General features: G+C 33.7%; 8 protein-coding genes. 2 read left to right on the top strand and 6 right to left on the bottom strand.

Annotated elements, in window-relative coordinates:
* The first annotated feature begins 20 nt into the window (after window positions 1–20).
* Both CJ739_RS08160 and CJ739_RS08155 read left to right on the top strand, forming a co-directional pair.
* On the top strand, window positions 21–2,006 hold the full coding sequence (locus CJ739_RS08160; RefSeq protein ID WP_117174196.1) for an alpha-L-arabinofuranosidase family protein: 1,986 nt from the start codon (window positions 21–23) through the stop codon (window positions 2,004–2,006).
* A gap of 118 nt (window positions 2,007–2,124) precedes the next feature.
* On the top strand, window positions 2,125–3,303 hold the full coding sequence (locus CJ739_RS08155) for an aldose epimerase family protein (protein ID WP_117174194.1): 1,179 nt from the start codon (window positions 2,125–2,127) through the stop codon (window positions 3,301–3,303).
* A gap of 348 nt (window positions 3,304–3,651) precedes the next feature.
* On the opposite strand, the gene CJ739_RS08150 is transcribed toward CJ739_RS08155, so the two are convergent.
* From CJ739_RS08150 to CJ739_RS08125, 6 genes are all read right to left on the bottom strand, one after another.
* Window positions 3,652–5,571: a glycoside hydrolase family 97 protein gene (locus CJ739_RS08150; protein ID WP_162880163.1), complete on the bottom strand. Its 1,920-nt coding sequence runs from the start codon at window positions 5,569–5,571 to the stop codon at window positions 3,652–3,654.
* Between the two features lie 292 nt (window positions 5,572–5,863).
* Window positions 5,864–6,712 carry an alpha/beta hydrolase family protein gene (locus CJ739_RS08145; protein ID WP_117174190.1) on the bottom strand — a complete coding sequence of 283 codons (849 nt, stop codon included), beginning with the start codon at window positions 6,710–6,712 and terminating at the stop codon, window positions 5,864–5,866.
* The gene (locus tag CJ739_RS08140) at window positions 6,713–9,478 is read right to left on the bottom strand and encodes a PD-(D/E)XK nuclease family protein (protein ID WP_117174187.1); all 2,766 of its coding nucleotides are present in this window, start codon (window positions 9,476–9,478) and stop codon (window positions 6,713–6,715) included.
* 73 nt (window positions 9,479–9,551) lie between these two features.
* Window positions 9,552–10,928 carry an OmpA family protein gene (locus CJ739_RS08135; RefSeq protein WP_117174185.1) on the bottom strand — a complete coding sequence of 459 codons (1,377 nt, stop codon included), beginning with the start codon at window positions 10,926–10,928 and terminating at the stop codon, window positions 9,552–9,554.
* Between the two features lie 123 nt (window positions 10,929–11,051).
* Entirely contained in the window at window positions 11,052–12,245 is a 1,194-nt protein-coding gene (kbl, locus tag CJ739_RS08130) for a glycine C-acetyltransferase (protein ID WP_117174183.1), read from the bottom strand.
* 21 nt (window positions 12,246–12,266) lie between these two features.
* Window positions 12,267–15,398 (bottom strand): UvrD-helicase domain-containing protein, encoded by a 3,132-nt coding sequence (locus CJ739_RS08125; RefSeq protein WP_117178835.1) that lies wholly within the window; start codon window positions 15,396–15,398, stop codon window positions 12,267–12,269.
* Window positions 15,399–15,522 lie beyond the last annotated feature (124 nt).

Here is a 15,522-nt window from a genome sequence, read left to right as displayed (position 1 = left end):
TAAACTAAAACTAAACAAAAATGAAATTTACACTAATTAAAAAAACCTCCATTTGTACCATTCTGTTGAGTGCATTTTTTGGATTTAGTCAACAAATCAATTTAGAAGTTGATTTAGCTACAACCATAGCTAAAATTCAACCAACCATGTACGGTGTGTTTTTTGAAGACATCAATTTTGCAGCCGATGGCGGTTTGTATGCCGAAATGATAAAAAACCGTTCATTTGAATTTGATAATCCGTTTATGGGATGGATTCAGCCCAATAGTGATCGTCATTCATATAACAATAATTCGGGTATCGCATCGGCAGTAAACTATACGGGAAATCCAACCAATAAAAACTACATTAGAGTTAAAGTAAATAACGATAAAGGGTATCAACTTATAAATGAAGGATTCCGTGGCATGGGAATAAAAAAAGATGCGACCTACAATCTTTACCTGTCTGCATTGAAAAAAAGTGGCTATATTAAAACAATAAACGTTCAATTTATTGATGAAAACGGAACTGTTTTAGGCGAAACAAGTATCGTTCCAACATCACCAGATTGGAAAGATTACACTTCACAAATAGTAGCTACAAAAACGGAAGCGAAGGCACAACTAAAAATCACTTTTGAAGGTACTGGCGAAATAGATCTGGATATGATTTCGTTATTTCCAGTAGATACTTGGAAAGGCAGAAAAAATGGTTTGCGAAAAGATTTGGTACAACTTTTATACGATATGAATCCTGGGTTTTTACGTTTCCCTGGTGGATGTATTGTTGAAGGAAGAACCTTAGAACAACGCTACCAATGGAAAAAAACGGTAGGTCCTGTTGAAGACAGAGAACACTTAATAAACCGATGGAATACCGAATTCTCACATAAATTGACCCCAGATTACTTTCAAAGTTTTGGATTGGGTTTTTTTGAATATTTCCTGTTATCAGAAGATTTAGGAGCAGAACCGTTGCCAATTTTAAGTTGTGGGATGGCTTGCCAATTTAATACAGGTGAGTTAGTACCTATGGAAGAATTAGATCCTTACATCCAAGATGCCTTGGATTTAATTGAATTTGCAAACGGTTCTATAGACACGCCTTGGGGCAAAATTAGAAACAGTATGGGGCATCCTGAACCTTTTAATTTAAAATACATTGGAGTAGGAAACGAACAATGGGGACCAGATTATATTGAACGTTACAAAGCTTTTGCAAAAGCAATAAAGGATAAATACCCAACAATGATTATTGTTTCAGGAAGTGGTCCTTTTCCTGAGGGCGATTATTTTGAATACGGTTGGGAAGAATTAAAAAAACTACAAGCTGAAATAGTTGATGAACACTATTACAAACCACCACAATGGTTTAGGGATAATGCAACGCGTTATGATAGTTATGATAGAAAAGGCCCTAAGATATTTGCTGGTGAATATGCTGCACAAAGTGTTGCGATTGCTAGCCCATTAAACAAGAATAATTGGGAATGCGCTTTATCTGAAGCCGCATATATGACAGGTTTAGAACGAAATGCCGAGATAGTGCATTTAACATCATACGCACCCCTTATGGCGCATGCTGAAGGTTGGCAATGGACACCGGATATGATTTGGTTTAACAATTTAGAATCGTATGGAACAGCAAACTATCAGGTGCAAAAAATGTATGCAACCAATAAAGGCACGGATTTGCTTTCTATAACTAAAGAAGGTAAACCTGTTACTGGTCAAGGGGATTTATACGCTACAGCTGCTAAAGATTCGAACAAAAAAGAGCTCATCATTAAATTGGTAAATACCTCAAACAGCAATCAAAATATTACAGTAAATCTATCTGGGAAAAAAGTAAGCTCTAAAGGCACAATGACCGTTTTAACAAGTGACAGTTTGGTCGATGAAAATTCTTTTGAAACACCTGATAAGATCAGTCCAAAAGAATCAGCTTTTAAATTAAAAGGCAAAAAAGCCATAGTAGATTTACAAGCAAACAGCTTCGTTATTTTAAAATTTAAATTGATATAAGTTCTATTTTTTTAATACTTTTAAGCTTTAAAATTTTATAAGTGTTATAATTACACCGTTTAATTTATAAAGCATGAATGCAACATTTAAAAATCACCAATTAAAATAAACACTAATTATGAATAGATTAAAGAAAAGTATCTATGTTCTTTCTTTACTAAGTATAGCCTTTTTAAGCGTACAATGTAAAAGCGAAAAGAAAAAAGAGGTTGAGGTTGTTCCCGAAAAAGTAAATCTGGTAACCATTTCAAAAGAATCTTTTGGCACTACTACCGATAGTATAGAAGTAGAAAAATATACTTTGAAAAACGAAAAAGGAATGGAAGTAAGCATTATTACTTACGGAGGTATTATAACACATTGGACCGCTCCAGATAAAAATAACACGTATCAGGACATTGTTTTAGGCTATAATACGTTGGCCGAATACGAAAAAAGCAATCCATATTTTGGTGCTTTAATCGGGCGTTATGGTAACCGTATTGCCAAAGGCAAATTTACTTTAGATAATACAGAATATACCTTAGCTACTAATGATGGCTCTAATCATTTGCATGGTGGAGTAAAAGGGTTCGATAAAGTAGTTTGGTCTGCTTCTGAAGCACAAACGGATAGCACTGCATCGGTAGTACTTACCTATCTAAGTAAAGATATGGAAGAAGGTTATCCAGGAAATTTACAAACCAAAGTCATATACACACTTACAAACAACAATGAGTTGTTGGTTGATTATGAAGCAACAACCGATAAAAAAACCATTGTAAACCTAACACAACATTCGTATTTTAATTTATCGGGCGATTTTTCAAAAACTATTTTAGATCATGAAATAGCTATTAATGCCGATAAATATATACCTGTAGATGCTACATTAATTCCAACAGGCGAACTTAGGGATGTTACGAACACCCCATTCGATTTTAGAATTGCAAAAACCATTGCTAAAGATATTGATGCTAAAGATGACCAACTAACTAAAGGTTTAGGGTACGATCATTGCTGGGTTTTAAACAATCAAAACGAAGGTATGAGATTAACATCTTCAGCCTATGAAAAAGAAAGTAGAAGGCTGCTTGAAATTTATTCAGATGAACCAGGAATTCAGTTATATACTGGAAACTTCTTAGATGGCACCTTGCCAAGTAAAAATGGCAGTACCTATGCATATAGAACTGGTTTTTGTTTAGAAACACAGCATTATCCAGATTCACCAAATCAAAAAGAGTTTCCTTCTACGGTATTAAATCCAGGAGAAACTTACAAGTCTAATACTACATTTAAGTTTTCTATTAAGTAGTATTTTCTGCAGTATAAAAACAAAAGAGCCAGTAAAGTTTTACTGGCTCTTTTGTTTTTATACTGTTTTGTGCGGTTAGAGACCCATGAAAAATACTAAGTTCTTACTTCCTATTAGCAAAAGAAAGGAGCCGTTCGTTGCTTCGATTTAAAAGCGGATATGATCATAATATTTTGCCGCCTTTTAAATTCACCTCCTTTAGAAGGAGGAGTGGATTCGGTTTCACCGAAAGAAACCGAAGACGAGGTAGTTTTACCCTTCCGTCTTTAAATCTTATTAGATTTAAATCTACCTTCCCTATTTTTAAGGGAAGGAGTTGTTGGTCGTTCTAATTTTAATTCATCTAGGCTAAAACTTCATGACAAAGCCATCGTGTGCTTTCATAGTTACAGTTAGCTTATCGGTTGCTTTTATGGGATTTTGTTGAAACCCACTGGCATCTTCCAAAATAATAAAGCCATCCTTTTGGTTCACAAATGATAGATCAAGATCAAACGCTTTTGGTTCGTTATCACCATTAATACCAACTATAAACCATGTATCACCCTTTTTTCTAGCCATAATAGCATGCTTTCCAGGATAGCCTTCTATGAATTTAGAATCGTCCCAATTGGTTGGAATGTCTTTTAAATAATCAATTACAAACTGGGGCTGTTTAGCCATCCCTTCTGGAATTTCGGCAATGTGCTGTATCCCCGATAAAAATAGAACAGGTAGTGCCAATTCAAAAGCAGCAGTTGTTTTTCTTGTAATATTTGGAATGGAATCTAAAACCATTGGTGTAAAATCCATAGGATCAAAAACATTGCGGGTAAATGGCAACATGGCACAGTGGCTCGGTTGTAAATCGGCAGTTTCTTGACCAAAAGTTATAAACTCTTCGCCTTTTATGGCTTCAGTGGTTAATAAATTTGGGTAGGTACGCTGCCAGCCTCTAGGTAGTGTTGCACCATGAAAATTAACTGTTAATTTATGTGCTGCTGCATCTTTTAGTATCCCGTGATAATAAGCAATCATAGACTGCCCATCACCACCAAAAAAGTCAACTTTTAATCCTGCAATGCCTATATTGTTGAGTTTTGTAAATTCTTCAACTCTATCTTTGTGGGTAAGTAATTTACCTTTTGGATGATACGGTGTGGTATTCCAAGAACCCGAAGAGTTATACCAAAGAATTAATTTGACGTTTTTGGTTTTTGCATAATCTGCAAGTTCTTTGATTTTTTCATAACCAATTTTTGTGTCCCAATCGGCATCAATTAAGCAATAAGGCCAATGCATATCTGCAGCATAATCTATAAACTTCATGGATGTTTCAAAAGTTGTAAAATCGTCTTTTAACAACACCCAACTCCAAGAACTCAAACCACTTTTAATAAATGACGTATCTAAATCTATCGCTTTATCGGCTAAATCGGTACCCAAAGTACTTTCTGTTACGGTTTTTAATGACCCTATCGTAATAATACGCCAAGGTGTAAACCAAGGTAATTTAGACTCTGGGTTTAATGCTCCGTCAGGAAAAATTTCTTCTTTTTGAGGAAAAGTGACCTGTAATGCACTAGCAGTATCGTTGTATTTTAATCTGCTTCCGCAGTAATTTTCGTTTAAAGCAGTTTCAGAAATTAAAACCCATGTGTTATCTGTATTAAATAGAGCAGGATACACCCAACCTTCACCAATGGGTGATTTTTCAGCTACTGGAATTCCCATTTGATAATGTTCTTCATACGATGGGTTTGTGTTTGCCCATCCCGTTTTTGCTTTAGACATGGGTTGTAACCAAGCTTTGGTGTTTTCATTAAATTTATAAGTTGTTTTTTCTTCAACAATATATTTTATATCGTTGGATGATTCAGGAAATTGGTATCTAAACGCAATACCATCATTGGATAATTGGAAAATGATGTTCATTAAATCACCCTTTTCGTTTTGAAGTTCTACCGTATATTGATTGGCAGTATATGAAATATCTTTTCGTTTTCCTTGAAGCATTGTATAGGAGTCTGATACTAATTTAGGTTTTGAAATGCCTATAATTTTTAAGTCATTGTAAAAATTTGCATCTTCTCTAATAATGCCAAGTTGTGAAGAATCTATAACTGATTTGTTGTTATAAGAAGCTTTGTAAAATGGAGTTTTGTTTGTGCCTAAATTGAATTCTAATTGAATGCTTTTATCTGGGCTTTCAAATACTGTAACTGCTTTTTCACTATTGCAGGCAACCAAAAATAGACTGCAAATAAATAAAATAATGTTGGTTTTCATATGTAGATAATTATTTAGTTCACTAAGTTGATATTTGTTAGCTGTGTTCACTGATGTGCTTCACAGTTGTTTTTTAAAGGTCATATGGACACGAGCGATAGCGAACTGGCGAAGCAATCGCTTTAATCGTCATTGGTGTTTATCTCACAAATTTTATTTTCATTGGTGTTCGATGATTATCAATTGTGTTTCCAAATCATGGCGATTTCATACATAAGTGTTTGTTTTACACTTGTAAAAATACAGAATTATATCCAATTATATGATGCTACTGGAAGGGAAATGTTTTTGTCTATTGGTTATTTTGTAAAAAAGCAAGACACTTTTGTACAACTTCATTTAAATGATTGGGCGATCCCTCTTTTTCCCAAGGATGCCCGGCACCAAACACATGGTCAGCTCCATCAATAATTTGTAATTCACTATGAGGGTTCCATAGGTGAAGATGTTCGGCTTCCTCCATTAAAACACTGGTATCTTTATTACCATGAATTATGAGATGTGGTATTTTTAGGTTTGAAACAGCACGTTTGATAGTTAGGCGTTCTTCATTAGCTTTAAAATCTTCGTAAAACTGATAGTAATGTGGCATTTGCTGGTTGGTCCTACCGTTTATAACATGGGTAACACCGGTTTGCTTCCAAGTTTCTAAATCACAAAGTGCCGTCATTCTACTACCAAAATCAGAGACACTTGCTAAACTAATAACGTTTTTTATTCTGCTATCTTCTTCAGCTTTTATAAGGGTAATGCCACCACCTCGGCTGTGACCTAATAATGAAATGTTATCTGTATTTGCTATATTTTGTAGGTCGGGATAATTAAAAACCCAATCAATAACCGTTTCTAAATCGTCTAGCTCCTTTGTGTAGTTGTTGTTTCCAAAGGCTTCTAAATCGGGGAAATCTATAGGTTGTTCAACAGTACCACCATTATGCGAAAAGTTAAACTTTATAAAACAAAATCCAGTTTTAGCAAATTGTTTTGCCATTAAGTTCCATGCGCCCCAATCTTTAAAACCTTTGTAACCATGGCAAAATATTATAATGGGCAGGTTTGTTTTGTTTTCGACATAGGTAACATCAATAACTATGGGTTTTTGGTGTTTTCCATTTATAACAATATGTTCTTGAGATAGCATTTAAACTTCTTTTTCAGTGAAAGGGATATTCGGATTGCAAATTTCTAAAATGAGCTGTTTTAATTCAACCTTAAAATTAGTGATAGTTTCATTAGTAATCAAGAAATCTTTTTTAGCACCATAACCAGATTTGTCCTTTTTAGCAAATTTTAAAAAGCCTGCGTTTAAATTTTTAAAGGAAATAATACCTGCTTCAACAGGGAGTTTAATATCGCCCATAAGATGCATCATATAAGCATACATAAGTATTTGAAAGGGCTTACTGTATTTTTTATAATCCGTTGTGATTTCTTCCCAATTTACAATTTCTACATGGTTTTGTTCCACGCGTCCTGTTTTATAATCAATAATTCTAGTAATGCCATTATGCTGATCAACCCGGTCTACTTTTCCAACCAGTTTTACAGGGAAATCAAGTTCAGGAATAGCAACCATAACTTCATTATCCGCTTCTATAGCACATATTTTTATCTGGCTTCCAGCTTTTAAATCTTGAATTTCCAAATCTAAAAAATTAGATACATAACGTTTTGCTATTTCAAAAACGATGAGGTTTTTCCCTTTGGTAATATCGCCTTCTTTATATTCATTTTTAAAATGAAAGCTTACTTTTTGCTCTATTTGAGATTTTAAATTATTAATTATTTCAGCTGTTATAAATGTGCCGACTAAAGGTTTGTAAAAATCTTCGAGAGTATTGTGCACTACGGTTCCTAAAGTGTTGGCTGCAACGGTTTCTTCAACATCATCGTGTTCTTTTATTTTTAATATTTTCTGATAATAAAAATCAATAGGATTTCTTATATATGATGTTAGCGACGAAGGTGAAAATCCTTTTTCGGCAAGACTAACAATATCGCTTTGAAGGCTTTCATTTTTTTCAATGGTTTGTAACGATGCTTCAATAACAGGTACTTGTGGCGCAACAATTTGATGGGTAATATTATGAACACCCTCTAATTCCAGTTGGGTAATAAATCGGCTTTTTTCACCACCAGTTAACACATCGGCTTCGGTATTATATAAAATGTAAATATTTTTAGCACGTTGCAGAAGTCTGTAAAAGTGATAGGTATAAACCGCATCTTTTTCTTTGTAAGTAGGCAGTTTATTTTCTAGCTTCACATCGTAAGGAATAAACGAATTATTGCTTTTTCCCGAAGGAAGCACGCCTTCATTTACAGAAGAAATTATAACGGTTTCAAAGTCTAAAACACGCGATTCCAGCATTCCCATAATTTGCAAGCCTTGTAAAGGTTCGCCTTGAAAATCTAAAGTTTCAGAACTTAGCAATTCTTTATAGATGCTAAATAGGGTTGAAACATCTTTTATGTGGTGGTATTTGGTGTTTAAACGTGATAACTCATTAAACAATTCATTAAAGCGGAATAAGTACTCTAACGACAACAAATTAGCGGCTTTGTTTCCGTCTAAATAGGTTTTTATACCTAGGATGAGCTGAAAGCAGTTTTGAAGCGCTAAATCGATTGTTTTGCCCCAATTAGAAAATAAGAGCTCAATAATAGTAACTGATTTAGGCGCCATGTCCTTTAGTCGGTCTACAGTTAGGTAAATAATGTTATTAGTATCAATGGTTTCAATTATTCTTGAAGCATAATCGACCTGTTCAACATTAAAAAGTGGTCTTATAAATTGATGTGATATTACATTAATAACATCTTTATAATAAAAGGTATTTGAAGGTGTTTTGTGTATGTGAAAAAGTGTTTCAAACAACCAAGCTAGTGGAATGGACTTTAACGGAAACCCCATGGTTATATTTAATGCATTAATATTTTCAGGGAGTGCATTAAGTACGGGAATTAATAAATTTTCGTCTCCTAAAACAACAGCGGTATTTTGGAGTGTTGTATGTTCTCTTTGTAATTTATTTAATAGCGAACCAATATATTTGGCTTGTCCGATGTTTTTAGGAATGCCAAAAACTGATATGTTTTTTTCTTTTGTATAATTGGTTGTGATCCAATTAAACGAATTGTTTTTAAAATAGTGCCACTTTTGTTTATGCTGCCTTGTAAATAATGCAGCGTCGTGGTTTGTGCTGTTAAAAAAAGTGGTGTCGATATCCCAATAAATCTTTGCTAAATTGTTTTGAAGCAATTTTTGAATAATGGTTTCTTCGCAGGTATTAAGAGCGTTGAAGCCTAAAAACACATGTTGTTTTTTAGGATTGTTTTGAATGTAAGCTTCTAAATTATCAACAGCTTCTCTATAAATCAACCCTTGGTAACCTATTTTTTTGTTTAAAAGTTGTTTGCTAAAATGGGTATAATACGTGTGTAATTTATTCCAAAAGGATAAATATCTTTTAATAAATTCTGTTTGATTTTCCTCAAGCGACCAATGGTGGTTTTCAATTTCTTTTATGGCACTCAAATAATTGAAAATATTTTTTTGAGGAATTAAATACCTATCAATTTCATTGAAATCTTGAAGTAAAATTTGTGCCCATTTAGAAAACACTTCAAAAGTATCGGTTTCTTCTTTTTTTGTTAATTGAGTATAAGTACTATAAAATTCGAAAAGTAATTCGGTGTTTGGAATGGTTTTAAGTTGGGATAACTCTTCAACAAATTCCTCGATACTAATAATTGTGGGTGAAAAAATAGTTTGGTTGCTAACCTTATAAAGTTGATGTTTTAAGAAGAGACCAGCCCTTTTACTTGGTAAAACAAACGTTAGCTCGGAAAGATTTGAGTTGTTGTTTTGTAAATCTTTTAGAACATCAAAAATAAAAGTTGTCATTGCATAAAAATAAAAAACGCTTCGGATATCCGAAGCGTTTTAAGCTTATTTATTTTATACTACTAAAAGTAAATTATTTAGCTAAGTTAATTTCAACACGTCTGTTGTTAGCTCTACCTGCAGCTGTAGTGTTTTTGTCAATTGGTTTAGACTCACCATAACCTTTAGAAGAAAGTCTAAATTCATCAATACCGTTTTTCACTAAGTAATCTTTAACCGCAAGTGCTCTAGCATCAGATAAATCTTGATTTAATTTATCGCTACCAACACTATCAGTATGACCCTCTACAGTAAATTTAGAGTTAGGGTATTCGTTAAGGATTTTAATGATATCAGCTAATACAGTCTCAGATTGAGATTTGATAGAAGATTTACCTGTATCAAATAAAATCGTTTTAGCGTAAGCATTTAAAGTTTTTTGAACTTCTTCTGAAACTTCAGGACAACCATTGTTTGCAACAGTACCTTTTACAGATGGACATTTATCATCTTTATCTAATACACCATCACCATCAGTATCTGGCCAAGGACATCCTTGGTTTGCAGCAGGACCAGCAACAGTAGGACATTTATCATCAGCGTCAGTTACACCGTCACCGTCACCATCAGGACAACCAGATAAAGCTTTTAAACCAGCAACAGTAGGACATTTGTCATCTTTATCAGCAATACCATCACCGTCAGAATCAGGACATCCGTTAAGTTCAGCAGTACCAGCTTCGTTAGGACAAGAATCTTTGCTATCTTCAATACCATCACCATCAGTATCAGGACATCCGTTAAATGCAGCAATACCAGCTACGTCTGGACAAGCATCATCTTTGTCAAAAATACCATCACCATCAGTATCAGTACCACCAAATTTAATAGAGATACCAGCAGTATGTTGGAAATGAGTGTTTAAATAATCTTCAAAAGCATGTTTGTAAGCAGTTTGTAATGTTAAACCAACATTATCACTAAACCAAACGTTTAAACCTATAGTTCCGTTTAAAGTTCCAGCACCAATTTCGTCAACCCAAGTGTAACCACCACCAACACCTACATAAGGATCAAGAGTTGTTCCTTCTAAGAAGTTATACTTAATAGTACCATCTACACCGTAGTATGACCAATCATCTACTTCGTTTGTTTGATCTGGATTCGAGCTAATATCACCCCATTTTTCTATTTTATTCAAAGAACCTCCAATACCGAAAGAGAAACCATCTCCTACATATTTAGATACAGAGATAGTTGATAATGATGGTAAAATATTCCAATGATCAGTTACATTGAATAATTCGTCACCAAAAGTTTCACTAAAAAGGCCTCCATCTCCACTAGGGTAAGCGTCTACAGCATTTGCCCCAATAGTAATTTGCCAAGGATTGTTTTTGTCTTGCGCATTAGCGTTGCTATAACCAAGTATAAGCAACATTGCGAACAATAATCTGCTAAGATTTTTCATATTCAAAAGTTTAATTTTTAAGTGTTAATTGTAAACAAAAGTAAGTTGTTAAATTTTATTAACAAAGACAAATATATAAAAAAATTGAAGATTTTGCTTATTTACCAATAGTTCTGAACGAATTTATATAATATTCAATGCTTTTCCAACAGTTGAAAATGCAAGAATAGCCTTATCCAAATGCTGTTTAGTGTGTGCTGCCGATAGCTGAACGCGAATTCTTGCTTTTTCTTTTGGCACTACAGGAAAAAAGAATCCTATAACATAAATACCTTCTTTTAAAAGCATGTTTGCCATGGTTTGCGATAATTTAGCATCATAAAGCATCACAGGAACAATAGCCGAATCGCCATCAACAATGTCGAAACCAGCTTTTTTAATCCCTTTTTTAAAATAATTGGTGTTCCATTCTAAAGTGTCGCGCAATTTGGTATCGTTTGCCAACATATCAAATACTTTTATCGATGCGCCTACAATGGCAGGAGCTAACGAGTTTGAAAACAAATAAGGTCTGGAACGCTGACGAAGCATGTCTATAATTTCCTTTTTACCAGTTGTATAACCGCCCATGGCACCGCCTAAAGCCTTTCCTAAAGTGCCTGTTATAATGTCAATTCTATTTAAAACGCCTTTTTCTTCAAGAGTGCCGCGACCTGTTTTACCAATAAATCCAGCGGCATGGCATTCGTCTACCATTACCAACGCATCATATTTATCGGCTAAATCACAGATTTTATCAAGTGGAGCTACTATACCATCCATAGAAAACACACCATCGGTTACTATTATTTTAAATCGCGCACCATTACTATTTGCTTCAATAAGCTGATTTTCTAAATCTTGCATATTACTGTTCTCGTAGCGGTATCTGGCAGCTTTACACAAACGAACACCATCAATAATAGAAGCATGGTTTAAAGCATCTGAAATAATAGCATCTTCCGCACCCAATAATGGTTCAAAAACACCAGCATTGGCATCAAAAGCAGCGGCATATAAAATGGTGTCTTCGGTTTGATAAAAATCAGCAATTTTTTGTTCAAGTTGCTTATGTATATCTTGTGTGCCACATATAAAACGAACAGAGCTCATACCGAAACCATGCGTATCCATAGTGTCTTTAGCCGCTTGAATGACATCTGGATGCGACGATAAACCTAAGTAATTATTGGCACAAAAATTTAAAACTGTTTCTCCGGTATTTAAAGTTATTTCGGCGCCTTGTGCAGAGGTAATAATGCGTTCTTCTTTATAAAGTCCATTATCTTTTATGTCTTGAAGCTCTAATTGTAGATAATTTTTTAGTTTTCCATACATAATTTTGTGTTTTTAGCAAAGTTATACTTCTTTTACTGAAAAATCATCATTTAAATATACAAGAATCCTCTTTTTAACAATTATTTTCATGTCTTGCAATACATCTTGATACGATTGCAATTGCTGTACGTGTTTTTTGTCTTCAACCCCAGTTTTGTAATCAATAATTACCGCTTCATTTTCAGCATTTATGACGACTCTATCAGGTCTTAAAATAATGCCTTCCTTGGTAATAATGTCCCGTTCGTTATAGATGGTATTATTCGAGTTATAATAAGCCTCAAGTTTTGGATGATTCACTATTTGAATCATCAAATTTTTTAATCTTTCAGCTTGAATGGTATTAATAATAGCTGTGTTTATATAATCGGTTATTACAACATCAAGATCATCCTTCGTTTTAATTTTAGACATGATATTATGAACAAGGTTTCCTTTTTCTATGGCTTCTTCTTGAGTCGTGTCCCAAAGCATACCCGATTTTGTAACCACTTTTATGTTGTGCATTTCTTTTGAAGTAGAAATAAATTCTTCTTGAAAAGTTGTATTTATTGAAGATACTTTGGGTTTTGAAGTCTTTTCGCTAGTTCCAAAAGTGTAAGTTGTTTGTGAATCGTTCCAAATATCTAAATGCTGCAAGTAATTAATAAATAATCCCGAATATTTTTTATTGTTTATATCTCCTTTAGCAGAAATATCTTTGGTTGATATGATATATAATTGCTCAACCGCACGCGTTAGCGTTACATATAAGAGATTGATATTGTCAAGCTCTTGTTCAGATTTATGATTGTTGAAAATCTCCAATCCAGCATCGCCAAAATTCTCGAAATCTTTATTAAAATTTAATAGGGTATGCGAAAAGCCATTGTAAACTTCTTTGTTTATAGGGAACCACTCTTTAGGTTCTAGTTCTCTGTAAACATCCAAATCGGCATATGGGAAAATAACCACAGGAAACTCCAAGCCTTTCGATTTGTGGATGGTCATTATTTGTACCGCATTTTGACCTTTAGGTGATACAATACTTAAACTGTCTTTTTTCTTGTTGAAATAATCTAAAAATGCCGAAATATCCGAGCCTTTTTTCTGTGAAAAATCCAAAACAATGTCTAAATAAAACTGAATATATGCGTTGGAAGTTTTAACCAAATGAAAGCTTCTAATGATGGTTTCAGCGGCATCATAAAGTGGAAGCTGCAATAAATTATGGTTGCTTACAAATACATTATATACTTCGAAACTTTTAAAGAGTTGGGTTAAGGTCAATGGTAAATGGCTGCTAAAAAAATCATGCTTGACTTCAATATCAAATAAGCTTGTTAAATAATTTAAAACAGCAATTTTTAGTTCGTTGTTTTTAGGTTGCACTAAAAGTCCAAATAGGTTGTTTACAAACTGTACTTCGGGTGCATTATTAATTAATAAGGTTTCAGAAGACACGATAGGAATGTGGTGTTGGCTTAAATAATTTGCCACTGCAACGCCTTCTTTTTTCTTTCTTACCAAAACGCAAACATCTTCAAGCTTAAATCCATTTTTCTGGCAATTTTGAATGGTTCTTAAAACGTTTTCAGAAAAAAGTTCATCTCTATCGTCTTCTTTTTCAATGTCTAAAAATGATAATTCAACATAACCGTTTTGATGTTTACTAATATTTTGATGTGCATTTTCATAAAGGGTTTCATAGGCCGCATTGCTAAAAATATGTGTTGCCAAATAGCTAAAAAACCCGTTATTGAACGTAACAATTTCTTTAAAACTCCTGAAATTTGTTGGTAGGTTTTTTAACTTTTTTTCTACATAAAACGGGTTGTCATTATGAAATAGCCCAATAAATTGTTCCGCTTTTCCACCACGCCATCGATAAATGGCCTGTTTGGCATCACCTACTAATAGGGCGGTTCCTTTACCCGCAGAAAGGGCATTGCCTAATAGCGGAATTAAATTTTGCCATTGCATAACCGATGTGTCTTGAAATTCATCAATAAAATAATGATTGAATTTTTCGCCAATACGCTCGTAAATAAAGGGTGTGGGTTGGTTGCTTATTTCCTTACTAATAATGGTATTGAATTCTGAAATGAGCATTTTGTTTTGGTCGGCTTTTAATACTTTTAACTCATTATTAATAGCATTTAAAACCGATAAAGGTGTGATATTTTTATAAAAAGCCCTTAGGAATTTAAGATGAAAAACGGCTTGTTTACTGAAATTAAATGCAGAAGCTATTTGTGGCTGTATCTGTTCTATGGTTGAAGCGACATCGCTAGTCACCCGTTTTGGGTAGAGTGTTTGGGTTTCAATAGCTTCTTGCCATTTGTTTCCATATGCAACATCAAAATCTTTTTCTGCTAATTTTTTAAAGTGTTTAGGCAAATAGCCTCCAGAGAAATCGTTGTGTTCCAATCCGCATTCTTCCATTAAAGTCAAAACGCCTTGTGCCGCTTCAACAATAGCGGTTTCTGTTGTTTTTATTTCAGCAGTCAGTTGTTTTTTTAAAGCTACAAAATCGGTTAAGGTTTTGTTTTTTAAGGTTTCAATAAAAGGAATATCGTTTTCATTAACCAGCAGTTTTGCTATTTTATTAAAATCGTATGACACATCCCAACTTTTGTCGTCGTCGGCTTTTTCAATGGCAAAATCAACCAATACATTTGTAAGTAGTTTATCGGTTCCCGCTTTTGAAATTAGGCTGTCAACAGCTTCATTTAGTAAAGCCTCTTGGTCTAATTCAACTTCAAAATTTAGAGGAAGTTTTAAATCGTAAGCAAAAGTTCGTATGAGTCTATGCGTAAAACCGTCAATAGTCGAAATATCAAACGCTGCATAGTTATGGATAATGGTATTTAATAGGTTTTTGGATTTTAAGTTAAGTGTATCTGGAGTCATTTGCAATTCATCACAAATAACCTCAAACATACTGTTGGGTTTTTCTAAAATTTCAGGAGAAGAAAACGTTTTAAGCACTTCAATAATACGTTCTTTCATTTCGGCAACCGCCTTATTGGTAAAGGTAATGGCTAAAATGCGTTTAAACTGATCGGGGTTATGGGATTGAAATAAAATTTTTAAATATTCTTTAACCAACGTAAAGGTTTTACCGCTACCTGCTGAGGCGTTATATATTGTAAATGGTTGGTTTTGTGGCATGAATTTTAAATTTTGCATACAAGATAAAAACTATCAATCACTTGATAACAATTAATTATTTTTAATTGATGCGTTTTATCCGTAAATTTGGAAAAGAAAATAAATACTAATAAATTAAAACAAA

The organism is Mariniflexile sp. TRM1-10 (genome assembly GCF_003425985.1).
Taxonomy (GTDB): domain Bacteria; phylum Bacteroidota; class Bacteroidia; order Flavobacteriales; family Flavobacteriaceae; genus Mariniflexile.
Note: the sequence above shows the minus strand (reverse complement) of the source record. Positions and strands in the feature narration are given on the sequence as shown.

Excerpts from the sequence above, each read along its gene's own strand:
- CJ739_RS08160 (WP_117174196.1), top strand. The coding sequence starts at position 21 with ATGAAATTTACACTAATTAAAAAAACCTCCATTTGTACCATTCTGTTG.
- CJ739_RS08155 (WP_117174194.1), top strand. The coding sequence starts at position 2,125 with ATGAATAGATTAAAGAAAAGTATCTATGTTCTTTCTTTACTAAGTATA.
- CJ739_RS08150 (WP_162880163.1), bottom strand. The coding sequence starts at position 5,571 with ATGAAAACCAACATTATTTTATTTATTTGCAGTCTATTTTTGGTTGCC.
- CJ739_RS08145 (WP_117174190.1), bottom strand. The coding sequence starts at position 6,712 with ATGCTATCTCAAGAACATATTGTTATAAATGGAAAACACCAAAAACCC.
- CJ739_RS08140 (WP_117174187.1), bottom strand. The coding sequence starts at position 9,478 with ATGACAACTTTTATTTTTGATGTTCTAAAAGATTTACAAAACAACAAC.
- CJ739_RS08135 (WP_117174185.1), bottom strand. The coding sequence starts at position 10,928 with ATGAAAAATCTTAGCAGATTATTGTTCGCAATGTTGCTTATACTTGGT.
- kbl (WP_117174183.1), bottom strand. The coding sequence starts at position 12,245 with ATGTATGGAAAACTAAAAAATTATCTACAATTAGAGCTTCAAGACATA.
- CJ739_RS08125 (WP_117178835.1), bottom strand. The coding sequence starts at position 15,398 with ATGCCACAAAACCAACCATTTACAATATATAACGCCTCAGCAGGTAGC.